Source organism: Roseicyclus sediminis (assembly GCF_025515305.1).
Lineage (GTDB): Bacteria > Pseudomonadota > Alphaproteobacteria > Rhodobacterales > Rhodobacteraceae > Roseibacterium > Roseibacterium sediminis.
This window is the reverse complement of the sequence record NZ_JAOPHT010000016.1, coordinates 66,187-85,710: the sequence shown is the minus strand read 5'-3', so window position 1 is coordinate 85,710 and position 19,524 is coordinate 66,187. Positions and strand designations below refer to the sequence as shown.

Here is a 19,524-nt window from a genome sequence, read left to right as displayed (position 1 = left end):
CCGCGCGGTCGACGGCAGGGTCGATCTGGGAGGCCACGATGGCCCGAAGACCGCCGCCGTAATCCTCCAGTTCCTCGGGCTGCACCCCGATGAGGCAGAGCCGCTCCGGGCAGCATCCCTTGAGCTGCGCCGTCGCGATCACGTCCTGGAAGCCGGTCTGGTGCAGGCTCATCTTCTTGGCGCCCATGAAGGCGGGCACCTGGTCGTTCTCGACGATCTTCATCATGCCGGGGGGCAGGCCGTAATCGACCGCATCGAAGACCAGAAGGTTCCGCGCCTCCTCCATGAACGGGAGGAGGTAGAGACCTTGTGTGCCGCCATCGAGCAGCCGCACCTCGGGTCCGAACGCGAAGCGCTCGGCCATGCGCTCGACGCAGCGCACGCCAAAGCCTTCATCGGCCCACAGAAGGTTACCGATGCCGAGGATGAGGGTTGTATCAGGCATTCGCGTCTCCCGGCCGCGGGGTCCATCGCGCTCGTCCGGCGCGTTTCCGCCCGACTGGCCGCGATCCGGTCGATCCATCGCGCAACTGGCCGGTTGCTTATCAGTAATCGCGCTTAAGTTGTGCGAAATTGATCTGGATCAAGCACTGGTGGAGAGTTGCCCTGCCATCGCGTGGTTTTGCGCTGCCGGGTGGACTTGGGCCTTGGTGTAGAGAAAATGGCGCCCGGGCGGTCTGCGTCGCCCGGGCGCCTGCCCCTCGTGTCCGGCGGACGATCGCATGTCGTCCTGCCTTTGCCGCGGCCGGCTTCATCCGGCCGATCATCCTTGCCGCGGCCGGCTTCAGTCCGGCCGGTCGTCCTTGCCGCGGCCGGCTTCAGTCCGGCCGGTCGTCCTTGAACGTCCGGTGCCCCGAGATCATGGTCGAAACCATGGACTGACGGGACATGATGTCCTCGCGGATGGCGGCGTAGACGTGGATGATCATGAAGACCACGATCGCCCACATGCCGAGCTGGTGGACCTGGTGAAGCGCCTGGCTGTTGCCGACAAGCGGGATGACCCAGCCGAACATGCGGTCCGCCCAGGAGCCATGCCCCAGCCCCTCGGAGTAGAGCGCGAAGCCGGTGACGATCATGAAGGTGATCCCCATCGTCATGAAGAAGAACATCGCGATCTGCGCCAGCGGGTTGTGGCCGATGTATTTCTTCGGCTCCTTCTCGAGGAAGAGATACCAGCGCAGCTCGAACATCACTTCCTTCCACCAGCGCGCATTCCAGACCGGCAGGATGAAAAGCTGCTTTGCATGGTGGTTGCCCACGAAGGCCCAGTAGATCCGCCCCAGAAAGCCGATCGTCATCACGAAGGCGGCGGCGAAATGGGCGAAGCGGATGTAGCCGAAGGTGAACTGCTGCGTCGCCTCGCCGATCATCATGGTCGGCGGGGGATTGGCGATCAGGTAGCCGGTGATGCAAAGGACCGTGATCGCGGCGGCGTTGATCCAGTGCCAGAGCCGGACGGGCGCCTCGTAGACATAGACCGAGGTGCGCCTGCGGATGCTCTCCAGATCCTCGGCCGTGGCGTCGCCCGTCAGCCGCGAGGCCGGCAGGATGTCGAGGTCCGGCCGCGCCTGGTGGATCGAGGTCGAGCGGATCGGCTCGTCGTCGGCGGTGGTGTCCTTCATTCCTCCTTCCTCCGGGCCCGGGCGCGGCGACGCGTGAGCAAGCCGCCGAGCGCCACGACACAGAGGCCGGCGAGGCCGAGCGTGACGGCGAGGTGCGGCAGGTCCGCGATCCAGTGGGTCGCAGCCGCCGCGTCATGGCCCGGATGGGCCATGAGCGGTGTGGCGAGGCCCGTGAGGAGCGCGGCAAGGGACAGGTGTTTCATCGGTGGCACTCCTTCTCAGCGGACCTTGACGGTCGTCAGTTCATGGCCGTCGGGCGACATCACATGGGTGGAACAGGCAAGGCAGGGGTCGAAGCTGTGCAGCGTGCGCAGGATCTCGACCGGTTCCTCGGGGCGTTCCATCGGCGTGCCCAGAAGGCTCGCCTCGAAGGCCCCGATATTGCCGGCGCTGTCGCGGGGGCTGCCGTTCCAGGTCGTGGGAACCACGCACTGGTAGTTCTCGATCCGGCCGCTCTCGATCGTGACCCAGTGGCCGAGCGCGCCGCGCGGCGCCTCGGTGAAGCCGACCCCGCGGGTGGAGGTGGGCCAGGTCTCGGGCTCCCAGCGCTCGATGTTGGCGGTCGACTCGTCGCCGTTGCGGATGTTGGCGATGAGCTTGTCGAAGAAGTGCCGCTGCAGGTCGGCACAGTACTGTGCCTCGAGCGCGCGGGCCGCCGTGCGGCCGAGCGTCGAGAACAGCGCCTCCACCGGCAGGTCCATCGTGCGCAGAAGGCCCGTGACCTGGTCGGTGATCTGCTCGTGCCCGCTTGCGTAGCCGACGATGTAGCGGGCCAATGGGCCCACCTCCATCGCGTGGCCGCGCCAGCGCGGCGCCTTGATCCACGAGTACTTCGCCGCCTCGTCGATCTCGCGGATATGCGTCCGCTCGCCGACCGTGTTGGGGCCAAGCTCGAAGCGCGCCTGCGTGACGCCGTCCCAGGGATGCTTGCCCACGCCCGGTTCGCCGTAGTCGTACCAGGAATGATCGACGAATTCCTGCACCTGCTCGGGGTCGCGGATGTCGACCTCGTGGACGGTGGACAGGTCCCCGTTGATGATCGCGCCGCGCGGCAGGTGAAGCTGCTCGGCGTCGAAGTTGTTGGCGTGCTCCGGGATGTCCCCGTAGCTCAGCACCGCCTGGGACGAGAGCCCCCCGCCATGCAGCCAGTTGCGGTAGAAGCCGCCGATGGCGACGACATCGGGGATGTAGACGTTGCGCACGAACTCGTCGCAGAGGTTCAGGATCGTGGAGACCTGGTTCAGGCGCTCCATGTTGATCGCGCCGACCGCGCCCGTGGAATGGACGTTGATCGGGCAGGGCACGCCGCCCACCAGCCAGTTGGGGTGCGGGTTCTTGCCGCCGAAGATCGTGTGGACCTTCACGATCTCCTTCTGCAGGTCCAGCGCCTCGAGGTAGTGGGTCACCGCCATCAGGTCCGCCTCGGGCGGCAGGAGATAGGCCGGGTTGTCCCAGTATCCGTTGCGGAACAGGCCCAGCTGACCGGACTCCACGAAGGAGCGGAGCCGGTTCTGCACGTCCCGGAAGTAGCCGGGCGAGGACATGGGATGGTTCGGACCCACCGCCTGCTGCAACTCGGAGGTCGCCCGCGGATCGGCGCGGAGCGCGTTGACCGGGTTCACCCAGTCGAGCGCGTGCAGGTGGTAGAAGTGCACAATATGGTCATGCACCTGCAGGTTCAGCTGCATGATGTTGCGGATCGAGTTGGCGTTGTCGGGGATGGTGATCCCCAGCGCGTCCTCGACCGCCCGCACGCTCGTCAGGGCATGGGTGCCCGTGCACACGCCGCAGATCCGTTCGGTGAAGGCCCAGGCGTCGCGCGGGTCGCGGCCGCGCAGGATCACTTCCAGCCCGCGCCACATGGTCCCGGTGGAGACCGCGTTGCGGATGACGTTGTCCTCGTCGACGTTCACCTCGCAGCGCATGTGCCCTTCGATCCGCGTGACCGGATCGACGACGATGCGCTGGCCCGCGGTGTCGAGCGAGAAGCCGTTGGGGGTTTGGACGACCATGGGTTACGCCTCCTCGCTGGCGGCTTCCTGCCGCTTGACCTGTGCCGATTTGAGGGCGCTGACCGCGGCATGGAGCGCGACGCCCCCGCCGACGAGCCCCGCCGCCGCCATGCCGACCTCGCCGGCATTGGCCTCGACGCCGAACTGGGTGAGGTCGGTCACGCGCTCGTAGAAGCTGCCCTGGTCCCAGAACCCGTCCTCGGAGCAACCGATGCAGCCGTGGCCGGACTGGATGGGGAAGGACACGCCCTCGTTCCAGCCGATGGTCGAGCAGGCGTTGTAGGTGGTCGGCCCCCGGCAGCCCATCTTGTAGAGGCAGTAGCCGCGGCGCGCGTTCTCGTCGTCCCAGGCCTCGACGAACTGGCCCGCGTCGAAATGGGCGCGGCGGTAGCACTTGTCGTGGATGCGCTGGCCGTAGAACATCGCCGGCCGGCCCTGGCGGTCGAGCTCGGGCAGGCGCTGAAACGTCAGCATGTAGGTGATGACGCCGGTCATGACCTCGGCGATGGGCGGGCATCCGGGCACGCGGATGATCGGCTTGTCGGTGATGACCTCGTGCACGGGCGTCGCCCGCGTCGGGTTCGGGTGCGCCGCCTGCACGCAGCCGTAGGAGGCGCACGCGCCCCAGCTTATGATCGCCTGCGCACCCTCGGCGGCATGGCGCAGCTTCTCGACGAAGGGCCGGCCGCCCGTGATGCAGAACATCCCGTCCTCGTTCAGCGGCGGATTGCCCTCGACGGCGAGGATGTAGTTGCCGTGATACTCGCGGATCACGTCCTCCATCGCCTGCTCGGCCTGGTGACCGGCCGCGGCCATGAGCGTGTCGTCGTAGTCGAGCGAGATCATCGACAGGACCACGTCCTTCACCAGCGGATGGGCCGAGCGGATGAAGCTTTCCGAGCAGCAGGTGCATTCGAGACCGTGGAGCCAGATCACCGGCGTCCGGGGGCGTGTCTCCATCGCATGGGCGATCTGTGGCACGAAGGCGGGGCCGAGCCCGAGCGCGGAGGCGGTCAGCGTGCAGTACTTCATGAAGCTCCGCCGGGTGATCCCCTGGCGGCGCATGACGTCGTAGAAGGTCTCGAGCTGGGGCAAAGATCGGCCCTCCCTGCCAATGAAGGCGCACCGGAGGTCCCTGTCTCGCTGGCGCGCGGCTTGCGTGATGGAAAAGGAGTGACGCACAACCCCTGCGTGTCCTAGGGGCAGGGTCGCGCCCAAAGTGCGACAATTTAGCATAACGATTTCAGTCGTTTATTTGTCAATTTGATCTGGATCAAATTGCGCGTCCGGTGAGGGCGCGACCGGATTTCAACCAAGTTGGAAAGCCGGTTACCGCCCCGCCATCGCCCGTGCCTCGGCCTGTGCCATCGCCACCAGCGCCTGCCCGAGCGCGAGGCCGCCGTCGTTCGCAGGCGTCTCGCGGTGGTGCAGGACGGGGATTCCGGCGAGCGCCGCGATCGTCAGGTCGAGCAGAAGCGCGTTCTGGAAACAGCCCCCGGAAAGGACCACGGCACGTGCGTCGCCCGACCCCACCGCGCGGCGTGCGACGTCCGCGAAGGCCCGGGCGAGGGCGGCATGGAACCCATGCGCCAGGCAGGCCGGATCGGCGGACTGCAGGGTTTCGGGATCGAAGAGCGGTGCCGGGTCGATGACGCCGTCATCGACGGGCAGGGCGACGGGATGCCGCGTGCTCCCCGTCAGCGCCAGCGCCTCGAGCGCCATCGCTGCCTCGCCCTCGAAGCTCAGGACCTCCGGCGCGATCCCGAGGAAGGCGGCATAGGCGTCGAAGAGCCGCCCGGCGGAGGAGGAGAGCGGCGCGTTGGTGCCCAGTGCCGCGGCTTTGCGGAGCGTGGCAAGCGGCTTGCCGGCGAGCCGCGCCTCCGCCTCGTCCGCGCGCCCCGCGTCGTCGAGCCGCGCAAGCAGGTTCCGCCACGGCATCCGGCCCGCCGCGTCGCCGCCGATCAGGGGCACCGGCTTCAGCCATGCGCGCCGGCTGACCCGTTCATAGTCGCCGATCAGCACTTCGCCGCCCCAGATCGTGCCGTCCGCCCCAAGGCCGAGCCCGTCCAGGATGATCCCCGCCACCGGTCCCCCGTCACGCGGCCAGAGGTGTTCGCCGAGGCAGGCGGCGAGGTGTGCGTGGTGGTGCTGCACCGCCACGAGGGGCAGGTCCAATTCCTCCGCGACACCGCGCGCGAGCCCGGTGGCGCGGTATCCCTTGTGCAGGTCCGCCGCGATCAGGGTGGGCGCATGATCGAAAAGGTCGCGGTAGTCGGCCACGGCCTTGCGCGCCTCGGCGAAACTCAGCGCGTCGTCGAGATCTCCGAGGTGATGCGACAGAAGCGCCTGACCCGTCTTCGCCAGGCAGATCGCGCCCTTCAGGTCGCCGCCCGTGGCAAGGGTATCCGGCGCCGCCTCGAACCCGGGGGGCAGGGGGAGGGTGCCCGGCACCCGCCCGCGCCCCCGGCGCAGGACCATCGGGCCATGGGGCGTCACGCGCTCGACGCTGTCGTCGAGGCGGCGGCGGATGTCGCGGTCGTGGAGCACGAGCGCATCGGCGAAACGCAGGAGCTTTGCGCGCGCCTCGTCGTTGCCGATCACCTGCGGCTCGCCCGAGAGGTTGCCGGAGGTCATGACGAGCGGGACATCGAGGCGGTCGAAGATCAGGTGGTGCAGCGGCGTGTAGGGCAGCATCCAGCCCAGCGTCGGCTGGCCGGGAGCCAGGCCATCGGGAAGCCGCGCGCCGGATCTCGGGAGAAGAACGATCGGCGCGGCCGCGTCGGTCAGGCGGGCAAGCTCGGCTTCGTCCGGCGCCGCGTGACGGCGCAGGATATGCAGCGGCGCCATGAGGGCCAGGGGTTTCGCCGGGCGCCTCTTGCGCTCCCTGAGCCGGCCGATCGCCCCGGCGTTCGTCGCGTCGCAGGCGAGGTGGAAGCCCCCGATCCCCTTGATGGCTAGGATCTGGCCATCGGCAAGTCGCCGCGCGGCCTCCGCCAGCGGGTCGGTGTCGAGCGCCACGCCCCCCGCTTCCACCCAGGCGCGCGGACCGCAGGCGGGGCAGGCCACGGGCTGCGCGTGAAACCTTCGGTCACCCGGATCCTCGTATTCCGCACGGCAGGCGGGGCACATCTCGAACGCCGCCATCGAAGTCTGCGCGCGGTCGTAGGGCAGCCGGTCGAGGATCGACAGGCGCGGCCCGCAATGGGTGCAGTTGGCGAAGGGATAGCCATATCGGCGGTCGGCGGGATCGCGGATCTCGGCAAGGCAGTCGGGGCAGGCGGCGGCGTCGGGCGTGACGCGCGTGCGTGCCCCGACCCCCGTCGAGGCGGCGATCAGGAAGCCTTGCGGCGGCACGGGAAAGGCGAAAGGCGCGGTTTCCACGCCATCGACGCGGGCGAGCGGCGGGGCTTTTGCCCGGAGGTCGTCCAGAAACGCCGCTGTGGCACCGCGCGCGTGGATCAGGACGCCCTCGGGGTCGTTGAGCACCGAGCCCGTGACCCCGTGCGCCTGCGCCAGCTGCCAGACGAAGGGGCGAAAGCCCACGCCCTGCACCTGTCCGCGGATGCGGATAGCAAGGTCCGGCAAGGGCGGGGCGTGCGTCATGGGCCTGTCTCCGCCCGCAACGCTAGCCTCGGCACGATGCGCCGGGAAGGGGGTGATCGCCCGGCCCTAGTCGGCGTCCATGGTGATGACGGGCTCCATCCGGTCGAGGATGTCCGCGGCGAGGTGGCACTTGATCTGGTGCCCCTCGGCCAGCGTCCGCATCGGCGGGATCTCCGTTTCGCAGAGGTTGCCCGGAACGTCCTTTTTCCAGCGGCACCGCGTCTGGAACGGGCAGCCAGGCGGCGGGTTCATCGCCGAGGGGATGTCGCCCTCCAGCACGATGTGCTGCTTCTTCACCGAGGTGTCGGCGATGGGAACGGCCGACAGGAGCGCCTCGGTATAGGGATGGTAGGGCGGCGAGAAGACCTGGTTCGTCTCGCCGATCTCGACGACGTGGCCGAGATACATGACCATCACCCGGTCCGAGAGATAGCGCACGATGGAAAGATCGTGGCTGATGAACAGAAGCGTGGTCTTCTCGTTGCGCTGGATCTCCATCAGGAGGTCGGTGACCGCCGCCTGCACGGAGACGTCGAGCGCGGACACGGGCTCGTCGGCCACGACGATCCGCGCGCCGCCCGCAAAGGCGCGCGCAATGCCAACGCGCTGCTTCTGCCCGCCCGAGAGCTGGCGCGGCATGCGCTCGGCGAAGGCGCGGGGCAGTTTCACGAGGTCGAGCAGTTCCAGCATCCGCTTCCGCCGATCATCGTCGTTCTCGCCGATGCCGAAGACTTCCAGCGCCCGGATGATCTGGCGGCCCACCGTCATCGAGGGATTGAGCGTGTCGAAGGGGTTCTGGAACACCATCTGGATCGACGACACGGTGCCGGTATCGCGGTTCTCGATGGGCGTGTTCTCGATCCCCAGGTTGTCGAGGAAGACGTGGCCGTCCGTGGCCGTCTCCAGCCCCATCAGCACCTTGGCCAGCGTGGACTTGCCGCAACCGGATTCGCCCACGATGGCGAGCGTCTCGCTTTCGCGGGCCTCGAAACTGATGGTCTCGTTGGCCTTCACGACGCGGGTCTCGCCGCCGCCGAACATCTTGTTGGCCGAGACCTCGTAGTACTTCTTGAGGTTTTCGACGCGCAGAACCACGTCGCCCTTTTCGGTGCGCTCGGTGCTCTGGCTGGCCTCCACCGCCGCGTTCCAGTCGATCTCCTCGAAGCGGAGGCACCGTGTCTCGTGCCGGTCGTTGCCGGGGACGCGCGACATCGGGATGTCCTGCGCGTCGCAGCGGCCGGCCTCGAAATAGTCGCAGCGTGGGCCGAAGTTGCAGCCCGAGGGACGCTCGTGCGGCAGCGGGAAGTTGCCCGGGATGGCCTTCAGGGGCCGCGCGTTCTTGTCGGCGCCCGGCAGCGGGATCGAGCGGAACAGCGCCTGGGTGTAGGGGTGCTGCATCTTGTCGAAGACATCCTCGATCGAGCCCGTCTCGACCGCCTCGCCCGAATACATCACGCAAAGCCGGTCGCAGGTTTCCAGCACGAGGCCGAGGTTGTGCGAGATGAACAGCATCGAGGTGCCGTACTTGCGGCCGAGGTCCTTCACGAGGTCGACCACGGCGGCCTCGACCGTCACGTCGAGCGCGGTCGTCGGCTCGTCCAGGATCAGAAGCGAGGGGTTCGCCATCAGCGCCATCGCGATGACGATGCGCTGCTGCTGGCCGCCCGAAAGCTGGTGGGGATAGCTCCTCAGCATGCGCTCGGGGTCGGGCAGGCGCACGTCGCTGACGACCTCGAGCGCGCGCTGCCAGGCTTCCTTCTCGCCGATGCCCTCGTGGATCATCGGCACTTCCATCAACTGGCGGCCGATCTTCATCGCGGGGTTCAGCGAGGCCATCGGCTCCTGGTAGATCATCGCGATCTCGCGGCCGCGGATTTTCCGCAGCTCCTCGGCGGACATGTCGTTGAGGTTGCGGCCCTTGAACTTGATCGACCCGCCGACGATCCGCCCGTTCACGCCGAGGTCCTGCATCACGCCGAGCGCCACGGTGGACTTGCCGCAGCCCGACTCGCCCACGAGGCCCATCGCTTCGCCCGGCATCACCTTGGTGGAGAAGTCCATGACGGCGGGGATCTCGCGCAGGCGCGTGAAGAAGGAGATCGAGAGGTTCTCGATTTCGAGGATCGGGCCATCGTAGCGTTCGGGGACGACGGCGTTCGTTTCTGGGGCTTGATCGAGCATGTCCTGTCTCCCATTGGCCCGGGTCCGGGCCGCGGTCCCTTAGTCGGTGTGTCCGCCGCACGGCGGCGCGGGCGGTGAGGCGGCTTCGGCCAGGCGGGCCGTCTCGAGAAGTGCGGGGTCGAAGTGCAGCGCGCAGACAAGTTCGCTCTCGGAGGCGAGCGCGAGGGCCATGGCGCCGGCGTCCAGACCGTACTGCGCCGCGAGCTCGAGACGGTGGCCCACGCCGATCCGCGCCGTGCTGAGCATGGCGTCGAGCTGGGCCGGGGGCGGGCAGTGCAGCGCCTCGGCGGCGATCCGCAGGTAGACGCGCGAGGAAAGGTCGGCGTCCCCGGCGTGGTTCACCCCGAGCCCCGCGCGGGTAGCGTCGAGGGCCGCGCAGTAGAGCGCGGGCTGCCAGATCGGCTGGGACGCGGCAAGCGTCGTCGGCACCACCGCGAGAAGGGCGGCGGCGGCATGGGGCAAGACCTTCTTGCGAAGGTTCCGCCCCGTGCGCCTATCCGTCCGAAGTCCCGGCATCAGTCCTTCAGGCTCTCTTCGCGCAGGCCGTCGGCCAGGAGGTTGAGGCCGAGCACCAGGCTCATCAGCGCCAGCGCGGGCGGCAGGGCCGGGTGCGGGTAGATCGTGAGAAGCCTGCGGCCCTCGTTGATCGTCGAGCCCCAGTCCGGGCTCTCGGGGCTGACGCCGAGGCCGAAGAAGCCCAGGGTTCCCAGAAGGATCGTCGTGTAGCCGATCCTCAGGCAGAAATCGACGATCAGGGGCCCGCGCGCGTTCGGCAGGATCTCCCACAGCATGATGTACCAGGGGCCCTCGCCCCGGGTCTGGCCCGCCGCCACGTAGTCCCGCGTCTTGATGTCGAGCACGATCCCCCGGACGATCCGGAACACCGTGGGCGAGTTCACGAACACCACCGAGACGAAGACGATCAGGATGTTCCCGGGCATCGAGATGATGCCAAGCGGATCGGCGTTGAACGCGAGGCCGGAATAGAGCCAGAAGCCGATCACCAGGGAAATCGAGATGTAGAGAAGGCGCTTCTGCGGCTGCATGTGATAGCGCGAGTTCCACAGGACCACGAAGAAGATGATCGGAAAGAGGAACAGGACCGCCGCCATCGCCGTGGGAATGCCCGCCGCCACGATTTCTGGCGTGACCAGCAGGTAGAACAGGAGGATCACCGGGAAGGCGAGGACGAGGTTCGCGATGAAGGTCAGGAGCGTGTCGAGCCGCCCGCCGAAATATCCCGCCGGAAGGCCCAGCGTGATCCCCACCATGAAGGCGAAGAGCGTCGCCGCCGGCGCGATCTTCAGCACCTCGCGGGCCCCCATGACCATCCGGCTGAACACGTCGCGGCCGAGGTTGTCGCCGCCCAGGATGTAGAGCGGAAAGTCGCCCTCGTCCGGGCTCGGCAGGAAGCTTCCCGGTACTTCGTTGCGCATCTGGCTGATCACGTCGATGGGGCCGTGGGTGATAATCAGGTCGGCGAAGATCGCCGAGAACATCCAGAACATCACGAGGCCGAAGCCCACCATGCCGATCGGGCTGTCGAAGAGCTTGCCGTAAAGGCCGAGCTTGCGCTTGAAGCGGATCGAGAGCGCGAACATGACGATCAGCGCGATCCAGACCGGAAGGAAGCGCTGGCCCATGGCGCCGATGATGCCCTTCTGCTCGTACTCGGGAAGGGTCAGGCCGCCGATGACGAAAAGCGCCCAGCAGGCCAGGAACAGCAGCACGGAGTATTTCATCGCCATCAGCGCGTAGTCGACCGGCGTGCGGTTGATCGTCAGCGTGTGGTCGGGGTTGATCTGCACCTCGCCGGCGCGAAGGCCGACGAGGTTCATGGCGAAGTTGGCCACGACGCCGGCGAAGAACACGACGACGGCCGCGAGCATCAGCGGGTTCAGGAAGGCCCCGAAGCTGCCGGTCCAGGTGATGGGTTCCATTGACGAGACCTCCGGGGCTCAGGAAATGCGGATGCGCGGGTTGAGGAAGACGTAGCCGATATCCGAGATCAGCTGCGTCACGAGCACCACGAAGACCGCGACGATCGAGCAGGCGAGAAGGAGTTCGATGTCGTTGTTCGAGGCCGCCTGCACCAGCGTCCATCCGAAGCCGTTGTAGTTGAAGAGCGTCTCGACGATCACCACCCCCGTCAGAAGCCACGGGAACTGCAGCATGATGACGGTGAAGGGTGCGATGAGCGCGTTTCTCAGCGCGTGTTTCAGCACGATGTTGCGGAAGCTCACGCCCTTCAGCCGCGCGGTGCGGATGTATTGCGCGGTCATCACCTCGGCCATCGAGGCCCGCGTCATCCGCGCGATGTAGCCCATCCCGTAGAGCGCGATGGTCAGGACCGGCAGCGTGAAGTTCCAGATGTTTATGCCGTCCTCCATCGCCGAGCGCGCCGAGCCGAGGAACAGCGTCCGTCCCTCGATCCAGCCCATCTCGGACAGCCAGGGCGACAGGCCCGCGGTCGAGGAGGCGAGAAGCACGATGAAGATGACGCCCGAGACGTATTCCGGCGTCGCGGTCGAGGCGATGGCGAAGGTCGAAAGGCTCCGGTCCATCCGGCTGCCCTCCCGCATCCCCGCGAGGACCCCGACGAGCAGGGCCGCGGGAACCATGACGGCGAAGGCCCAGAACATCAGGACGCCGGTCAGCGCGAGCCGCCCGCCGATGATGTTGGAGACCTCGTCGTCCGATACGGTGGAAAAGCCGAGGTCGCCCTGCAGGATGCCGCAGAAGCGCGGTGCGTCCTCGGGGTTCTCGCCGCGCTCGAAGCAGCGGCCGCGCCACTGCTCGGTCTGTTCGTCGAACCGGGTCCAGCCCGGCACCACGCCCAGCCATTCGCCGTAGCGCACGATCATGGGACCGCCATAACCGTTCCGGTCGATCCAGGACGCGACTTCGGCGTCCGTCATCCGTGCGTTGCCCTGGGTTTTCGCGAGTTTCTCGAGGTTGGGGTAGAGGTTCGTGAGAAAGAACACCACGAAGGTCAGGCAAAGCGCCGTGAGGATCATCACGCCGACACGGCGGAGAATGAAGAGTCCCATGTGTATCCCTGTCTGTTCCGGCCCGCCCCCGGGCCGTTTTTGTCAGGCCTCTTGTCCGGGCCTTTCGTCGGATGGGGTGCCCACCGGGACTGGCGGGCGTTCCGGGGCGGCGCGGTTGGCCGCCCCGGAGGTAACGGCCGTCAGGCCGCGATGCCGAGATAGTGGATGTTCACCTCGAATTTCGGGTGCATGTCCGCGTTGATCACCTCCGGCTTGTGGTGCCGGAACAGCGAGCGCCAGTAGGGCTGCAGCGTCACCGCGTCCTCCTGGAGGATGCGCTCGAGGTCGGCCATCACCACGCGCCGGGCATCGGCATCGAGGATGCCGTTGGCCTGGTCGAGCAGCGCGTCGAACTCGGGATTCGAATAGGCGAACTCGTTCCACGCCACGCCGGTGCGATAGGCCAGGTTGAGGATGATGACGCCCAGCTCGCGGTGGTTCCAGTTGGTCGAGCTGAACGGATAGGTCGTCCAGTCGTTCCAGAAGGTCGAACCGGGGATCACCGTGCGCTCCACGTTGAAGCCCGCGTCGCGCAGCTGCGCTGCGACGGCGTCGGTCGTGTTGCGGCGGTAGTCGTCGTCGATCGAGACGATCTCGAAGACGTGGTCGGCATGACCCGACTCCTGCAGCATCGCGTAGGCCGCGTCCTTGTCCACCGTCAGGGGCGGAAGCTCCGCGTATTCGGGGTGGATGGGGCAGACGTGGTGATGCTCGGCGGTGATGCCCTGGCCGTTGATGCCGAGGTCGAGGCAGACCTGAGTGTCGACGGCAAGCTGGATCGCCTTGCGTACCATCGGGTTGTCGTAGGGCGCGTTGTTCTGGTTCGGACGGATCACGACGGTGGCCGCGGTGACGACCTCCGACTGGGTCCAGCCGATGGCCGAGAACAGGTCGACGAATTCGCCCACGGTCTCGTAGGTCATGTCGAACTCGTCGGCCTCGGCGCCGGCGAACCATGCGGCCGGATCCTGGCCGAGGTCGATGAAGCTGACCTCGTCGAGGTAGGCGTTGCCCCAGTACTCGTGATCGGGGTTCCTTTCCAGGCGGGCCTGAACGCCGACCTCGTAGTCGGTCACGCGGTAGGCGCCGGTGCCCACGCCGTGATCCAGCGGGTTGGTCCCGATCAGGTCGCGGTGCTGCACCGCGGCCGGGTAATCGGCGACGCCGGCGATCAGCGTGATGTCCGAGGCCGGGAAGTTCAGGCGCACGGTCATGTCGTCCACGATCTCGATCGCACCCTCGCGGGCCACGCCGGTGTCGGGGTCGACCAGGCCGCCCATGCGGGCCGCCATCGAGTTGCCTTCCACCGTGCTGTCGCACCAGCCCATGAAGTTGGCGGCCACGTCCGCGGCGGTGAAGTCGTCGCCGTTGTTCCACTTGACGCCGGGGCGCACCCTCAGCGTGTAGACCGATGCGTCCTCGTTGGCTTCCCATCCTTCCAGAAGCACGCCGTGGAACGAACCGTCGGCGCGGCTTTCCACAAGGTATTCGAGGAAGCCGCGGGTGACGTTTGCCATCTGCGACCAGTCATAGGTCCGCGGGTCCTTGAGCGCGCGGACCTCCATCTGGATGCGCAGGCTGCCGCCCATCGGCGGTGTCTGCATGTGCGCTTCCGCCTGCGCGGGCGAAAGTCCGATCAGCGAATAGGCCGCCGCTGCGCTGATCCCCAGCGCAGTCGCACGCGTCATGAATTCGCGCCGGCTGAGTTGGCCCGCCTTGTATTCCCGCGCGTACATCTCTGCCGCGGGATGGCGTTCGAGCCCCTTGGGGGTTGATGGTGTCATGAAGATTATCTCCCTGTAGTCTTCGTCTTCTTTTTCGTTTCAGTCGCATTTTCTACCTCGCCCCGGATTCGGGGCGATGAAATACGGGTGGTCCGCGTTGGCCGCCGAAGGCGCCCTGTCCGGGCGTATCCATTAGCGCGTGGCACAGACCCAAACGTCACCGATAAGGCGTAGGACTCATGTGTCCGTTTGCGACATATGCCTTAAACAAAAACGACATGGGCCGGATGTGCAACCTGATTTCCGGGCGTCCGGTTCCGCGTCGGTGCGCTGCGGGCGCTCAGGCGCGTCGGGCCGGCGTCCGGAAATCGGACGGCGTGCGGCCCGTGGCATGGGCGAAGGCCCGTGTGAAATAGGCCGCCGAGGAAAAGCCCAGATGCTCGGCGATCTCGCGTGCGGGCATGTCGGTTTCGAGCAGCAGTCGCCGCGCCTCGTACATGATGCGCTCGGTCAGAAGCGCATGCGCCGGGCGCCCGGCGGCCTCCCGACAGACCCGGCTGAGATGCGTCGGCGTCACCTGCAGTTGCGCGGCGTAGTCGGCCACGCCCTTGCCGGTGCGGAACTGCGACTCCATCCGTTCGGCGAAAAGCTCGACGAGGCGGTGGCTCCGTTCGCGCAGGATCGCGCCCTCCTGGCGGGCAAGCTCGCGCGTCATCCAGGCCGAAACCAGCAGCGAGTAGGCGGTCAGCGCGCGCTCCATCGCGGGGGCCCGCGCCGCCAGTTCGCGCTCGATCTTCTCCAGGTGGCTCGTGAGACTGGTCTGCGCCTCTAGGTTGGAGACCCTCAGGTGGAACGGCTGATCCGGCAGGCCGAGCGTGTCGTCCGGCGGCAGGCACAGCTCGAGGCCCTGGGTCTGCGACGAGAGTTCCAGCGCCATCGTGGAGCGCGCGGGCACGAAGACGGCGGTGTTCGGGCCGTAGCCACGGGTGATGCACTTCACGCTGATCCGCCCCTGGCCGCGCGTGATCCAGTAAAGCCTGTGGCGCGGCGAGGAATGCAGAAGCTCGAACTTCCACGCGCCCTGCATCCGGAGTTTCCCCAGCGAGGTGACGGAATGGGCCAGCGGGCGGCGCGAGGTTTCGAACATGGCACGAAGCTATCGGCGCACGCGGAATTGGCAAGCGCGAAGGTCGTGCGGTCGCGCGGGCGGAGGGTTTCCGCCGGGGATCAGGGCAGGGCGAGGGCGTTCCAGCCGCCCATGCGGGCCCGGAACCAGGTGCGCTGGCGCTTGGCATACTGGCGCGAGGCGGTGATCGCGGCCTCGCGCGCCGCGTCGAGCGTCATCTCGCCGCGCAGGTGGGCGATGAGTTCGGGCGCGCCGATGGCCTTGCGCGCGCCGCCCGCCCGGTCCCAGCGATGCAGGTTCGCGCGGGCCTCCTCCAGCGCGCCGTCCTCGAGCATCCGGTCGAAGCGCGCCGCGATCCGCGCGTTCAGCCAGTCGCGGTCGGCGTCGAGGACGATCGGGTGGCACCGCCCGAGCGGAAGAAGCGGCGGAGCGGTATCGTCCTGCCAGGCCGAGAGCGGGCGCCCCGTGCCATGCAGCACCTCCCAGGCGCGGCGCACGCGAGCCATGTTCTGCGTGTCGATTCGGGCGGCGAGGACCGGGTCGCCGGCGACGACCTCCGCCAGGAGGCGGTCGGGATCGCGCGCCTCGGCTTCGGCGCGGATCGCGGGCGGGATCGGCGGGATTTCGGCCAGCCCCTCGGTCAGCGCCCGGAAATAGAGGCCCGTGCCGCCGACGATGATCGGCCGGTCCGGACCCTCCATAAGCGGGGCCACGGCCCTGAGCCAGTCGCCCACGGAATAGTCCGCCTCGAAGGGCACGTGCCCATAGAGCCGGTGGGGGGCGCTGGCCTCTTCCGCCGGCGTCGGCCGTGCGGTCAGCACGCGCCAGCCGTCATAGACCTGCAAGGCGTCTGCGTTCACGATGACGCCGCCCCGGTCCGCCGCGATCGACAGTGCCAGCGCCGATTTGCCGGAGGCCGTCGGGCCGGCGATCAGAACTGGCATATCGGATGGAACTTTGTTCAATGAAATCAGAATTCTGAGTTCCGTTCTTCGAGTTGTTTCGGGCTGCGGCGGCGCAGGCGTTGAACAGGCCACGGTTTTAGACCATGGTGCGGCCACCGCAACAGCCCGAACCGCCGCCGCCCGCCAGCCAGAGGACCCGCTGCCCCATGCCCGACACCGACCCCAACGTGGCCAAGGCCGCAGCGCCCGCCGCATCCGCTTCGGTCAAGCCCACCTACAGGCGCGTCATGCTGAAGATCTCGGGCGAGGCGCTCATGGGCGACCAGGGCTACGGCCTGCACCCGCCGACGGTCGAGCGGATCGCCCGCGAGGTGAAGTCGGTGCGCGACCTCGGCGTCGAGATCTGCATGGTCATCGGCGGCGGCAACATCTTTCGTGGCCTGCAGGGCAGCGCCCAGGGGATGGAGCGCACGACGGCCGACTACATGGGCATGCTCGCGACCGTGATGAACGCGCTCGCCATGCAGTCCGCGCTCGAATCGATGGGGGTCTATACCCGCGTGATCAGCGCGATCCCCATGGACCAGGTCTGCGAGCCCTACATCCGCCGCCGCGCCGTGCGCCACCTGGAGAAGGGCCGCGTCGTGATCTTCGCGGCCGGCACCGGCAACCCCTACTTCACGACCGACACCGCCGCGACGCTGCGCGCCAACGAGATGAAGTGCGAGGCGATCTTCAAGGGCACGAAGGTCGACGGCGTCTACGACAAGGACCCGCGCAAGCACGACGATGCCAAGCGGTACGAGACGGTCAGCTACGACGAGGTGCTCGCCCGCCATCTTGGCGTGATGGACGCCAGCGCCATCGCGCTCGCCCGCGAGAACGACGTGCCGATCATCGTCTTCTCTCTGGACGAGCCGGGTGGCTTCCGGGGCATACTCGCGGGCGAGGGGACCTATACCAAGGTCCAGTGACCTTGCGGAAAGCTGCGCCCGGCGCTACCCCTTCGGCTGCGCAATGCGGGAAATCCGGTTCTGGAATCTTAACGTTGACCGGGGTATCACCTGCGCAAAGAGGACAGGAGCGGGCGCTGCGATGGCGGAAGACGAGCTGGATATCGACCTGGACGACCTCGGTCGGCGGATGGACGGGGCGCTGGGCGCCCTGCGCACCGAATTTGCATCGCTCCGCACGGGCCGCGCCTCGGCGCAGATGCTCGATCCGGTGATGGTGGACGCCTACGGCTCGCCCACGCCGATCAATCAGGTCGGCACCGTAAACGTGCCCGAGCCGCGCATGGTCACCATCAACGTCTGGGACAAGTCGCTTGTCGGCAAGGTCGAGAAGGCGATCCGCGAAAGCGGGCTCGGCATCAACCCGCAGCTCAACGGCACCATCATCATGCTGCCGATCCCCGAACTGAACGAGGAACGGCGCCGCGAGCTGACGAAGGTCGCCGCGCAATATGCGGAACACGCGCGCGTCGCGATCCGCAACGTCCGCCGCGACGGCATGGACCAGATCAAGAAGGCGAAGGCGCAGGGGATGTCCGAGGACGACCAGAAACTCTGGGAGGCCGAGGTTCAGGAAATGACCGACGCGCATATCGCCAAGGTCGACCACGCGCTGGAAGTGAAACAGGCGGAGATCATGCAGGTCTGAACCCCGGGTGGGACAACCCGGCTTGCGGGGGCGGATGGGGGCACCGCGTCCCGCGTCAAACCCGGACCGCATCGCTTTTCGCAGCAACAACGAGGACGGCCCGCCACATGGCAGACAAGACGCCCCGACACGTGGCGATCATCATGGACGGCAATGGACGCTGGGCGCAGGTGCGCGGACGTCCCCGTCTCTTCGGCCACCACGAGGGCGCGCGGCGGGTCAAGGATATCGTCCGCTCCTGCCCGGATCTCGGGGTCGAGTATCTCACGATCTTCGCCTTCTCGACCGAGAACTGGAAACGCACCCAGACCGAGGTCGCGGGGCTGATGAAGCTCTTCAAGCGCTACATCCGCCGCGAGGCGGCGTCGCTTTTCGAGGAGAACGTGCGCGTGCGCTTCATCGGCGACCGCGTTCGGCTGGAGCCCGCGCTTGTCGACCTGATGGACGGGCTGGAACTGATGACGGCCGGGAATTCCGGCACCAATCTCACCATCGCGCTCAACTACGGCGGGCGCGACGAGGTGGCGCGCGCCGCGCGGCGGCTGGCCCACGATGTCGCCGCCGGACGGCTCGACCCGCGCGCGATCAGCCACGAGACCTTTCCGCGCTATCTCGACACCTACGTCCTGCCCGATCCCGACCTCGTGATCCGCACCAGCGGCGAGGCGCGGATCTCGAACTTCCTTTTGTGGCAGTCGGCCTATGCCGAGTACGAGTTCGTCGATACGCTCTGGCCCGATTTCACGCCCGAGGAATTCGCGCGTGTCCTCGCCCGCTTCGGCGAACGGGAACGCCGCTTCGGTGCGGTGCCGGTCTGAGGAGATGCCCCTCGGCCCCGGCAGTTTTCCCGACCTCGCCACCCGCATCCTGACGGGGACCGCGGTTGCGGTGGTGGGGCTGACCGCCGTCTGGGCGGGCTATCCGTGGTTCACGCTGCTTGTCGCGGCCATCGTCGGCGGGCTCGTGTGGGAGCTGTCGCGCATGCTGGGTGCGGAACCCCGGATCGGCCTCGGGCTTGCCGGACTGGGCGGCGCGATGCTCCTGGTGGCCAAGCTCCTGCCGACGGGCCTGGGCCTGCCGCTTCTGTTCGTGACGGGTCTGGCCGGCCTCTCGCTCCTGTCGCGCAACCGCACGCTTTTTCTGGTCATCACCACGCTCATCACGCTGGCCGCCTTCGGGCTCGTGACCCATCGCGACGCCTTCGGCGTGACATGGATGCTGTGGCTGGTGCTCGTCGTCGCCGTTACCGACATCGGCGGCTATTTCGCGGGGCGCATATTCGGCGGTCCGAAGTTCTGGCCCCGCGTAAGCCCCAAAAAGACCTGGTCGGGGACGGTCGCGGGCTGGATCGCGGCGGGCCTCGTGGGCTGGGCCTTCATGGCGGTCACGGGCATGGGCGTGGCGCTGATCGGGATTTCCGTGGCACTCAGCATGGCAAGCCAGATGGGCGACATCGCGGAATCGGCGGTCAAGCGGCGTGCCGGCGTCAAGGACAGCTCGGGCCTCCTTCCGGGGCATGGCGGGTTGTGGGACCGGTTCGACGGAATGCTGGGTGCGTCGCTTCTTCTTCTGGTCGTCGAGGGCCTGACGGAGTTTCCTGTCGTCGCGGGGTGACCACAACGGCACCGGGGAGAAG

General features: G+C 67.5%; 17 protein-coding genes. 4 read left to right on the top strand and 13 right to left on the bottom strand.

Annotation, left to right across the window (positions count from 1 at the left end; genetic code table 11):
* From N8I71_RS17170 to miaA, 13 genes are all read right to left on the bottom strand, one after another.
* The coding region (locus N8I71_RS17170; protein WP_262879244.1) for a HyaD/HybD family hydrogenase maturation endopeptidase at positions 1–445 on the bottom strand (445 nt) is incomplete at its 3' end.
* Positions 446–818: 373 nt separating this feature from the next.
* On the bottom strand, positions 819–1,625 hold the full coding sequence (cybH, locus tag N8I71_RS17165) for a Ni/Fe-hydrogenase, b-type cytochrome subunit (protein ID WP_262879243.1): 807 nt from the start codon (positions 1,623–1,625) through the stop codon (positions 819–821).
* Positions 1,622–1,828 carry a hypothetical protein gene (locus tag N8I71_RS17160; protein WP_262879242.1) on the bottom strand — a complete coding sequence of 69 codons (207 nt, stop codon included), beginning with the start codon at positions 1,826–1,828 and terminating at the stop codon, positions 1,622–1,624. The genes cybH and N8I71_RS17160 overlap by 4 nt, the downstream gene beginning before the upstream one ends.
* Before the next feature lie 15 nt (positions 1,829–1,843).
* Complete coding sequence (locus tag N8I71_RS17155; protein WP_262879241.1) at positions 1,844–3,637, bottom strand: nickel-dependent hydrogenase large subunit; 1,794 nt, start codon at positions 3,635–3,637, stop codon at positions 1,844–1,846.
* 3 nt (positions 3,638–3,640) lie between these two features.
* Complete coding sequence (locus N8I71_RS17150) at positions 3,641–4,732, bottom strand: hydrogenase small subunit (protein WP_262879240.1); 1,092 nt, start codon at positions 4,730–4,732, stop codon at positions 3,641–3,643.
* A gap of 234 nt (positions 4,733–4,966) precedes the next feature.
* On the bottom strand, positions 4,967–7,240 hold the full coding sequence (gene hypF, locus N8I71_RS17145; protein WP_262879239.1) for a carbamoyltransferase HypF: 2,274 nt from the start codon (positions 7,238–7,240) through the stop codon (positions 4,967–4,969).
* 66 nt (positions 7,241–7,306) lie between these two features.
* Entirely contained in the window at positions 7,307–9,421 is a 2,115-nt protein-coding gene (locus N8I71_RS17140) for a dipeptide ABC transporter ATP-binding protein (RefSeq protein ID WP_262879238.1), read from the bottom strand.
* Positions 9,422–9,460: 39 nt separating this feature from the next.
* On the bottom strand, positions 9,461–9,937 hold the full coding sequence (locus N8I71_RS17135) for a hypothetical protein (RefSeq protein WP_262879237.1): 477 nt from the start codon (positions 9,935–9,937) through the stop codon (positions 9,461–9,463).
* Positions 9,937–11,361 (bottom strand): ABC transporter permease, encoded by a 1,425-nt coding sequence (locus N8I71_RS17130; protein WP_262879236.1) that lies wholly within the window; start codon positions 11,359–11,361, stop codon positions 9,937–9,939. Before N8I71_RS17130 ends, N8I71_RS17135 begins: the two co-directional genes overlap by 1 nt.
* A gap of 18 nt (positions 11,362–11,379) precedes the next feature.
* Positions 11,380–12,471, bottom strand: a complete 1,092-nt coding sequence (locus N8I71_RS17125) for an ABC transporter permease (RefSeq protein ID WP_262879235.1) — start codon at positions 12,469–12,471, stop codon at positions 11,380–11,382.
* 140 nt (positions 12,472–12,611) lie between these two features.
* Positions 12,612–14,255 carry an ABC transporter substrate-binding protein gene (locus N8I71_RS17120; RefSeq protein ID WP_262879234.1) on the bottom strand — a complete coding sequence of 548 codons (1,644 nt, stop codon included), beginning with the start codon at positions 14,253–14,255 and terminating at the stop codon, positions 12,612–12,614.
* A 280-nt stretch (positions 14,256–14,535) separates the two neighbouring features.
* Entirely contained in the window at positions 14,536–15,342 is an 807-nt protein-coding gene (locus N8I71_RS17115) for a helix-turn-helix transcriptional regulator (protein ID WP_262879233.1), read from the bottom strand.
* 80 nt (positions 15,343–15,422) lie between these two features.
* Positions 15,423–16,265, bottom strand: coding sequence for a tRNA (adenosine(37)-N6)-dimethylallyltransferase MiaA (miaA, locus tag N8I71_RS17110; RefSeq protein WP_262879232.1), 843 nt, complete (start codon positions 16,263–16,265; stop codon positions 15,423–15,425).
* A 167-nt stretch (positions 16,266–16,432) separates the two neighbouring features.
* Between miaA and pyrH the strand changes: the two genes are divergently transcribed.
* The 4 genes from pyrH (at position 16,433) to N8I71_RS17090 (ending at position 19,502) form a co-directional block, all read left to right on the top strand.
* Entirely contained in the window at positions 16,433–17,200 is a 768-nt protein-coding gene (pyrH, locus tag N8I71_RS17105) for a UMP kinase (protein WP_406676202.1), read from the top strand.
* A 121-nt stretch (positions 17,201–17,321) separates the two neighbouring features.
* Positions 17,322–17,888: a ribosome recycling factor gene (gene frr, locus N8I71_RS17100; RefSeq protein WP_262879231.1), complete on the top strand. Its 567-nt coding sequence runs from the start codon at positions 17,322–17,324 to the stop codon at positions 17,886–17,888.
* A 107-nt stretch (positions 17,889–17,995) separates the two neighbouring features.
* On the top strand, positions 17,996–18,706 hold the full coding sequence (uppS, locus tag N8I71_RS17095) for a polyprenyl diphosphate synthase (protein WP_262879230.1): 711 nt from the start codon (positions 17,996–17,998) through the stop codon (positions 18,704–18,706).
* A gap of 4 nt (positions 18,707–18,710) precedes the next feature.
* A complete protein-coding gene (locus tag N8I71_RS17090) occupies positions 18,711–19,502 on the top strand; it encodes a phosphatidate cytidylyltransferase (protein WP_262879229.1) in 792 nt (263 codons plus the stop codon).
* The last annotated feature ends 22 nt before the right edge of the window (positions 19,503–19,524 follow it).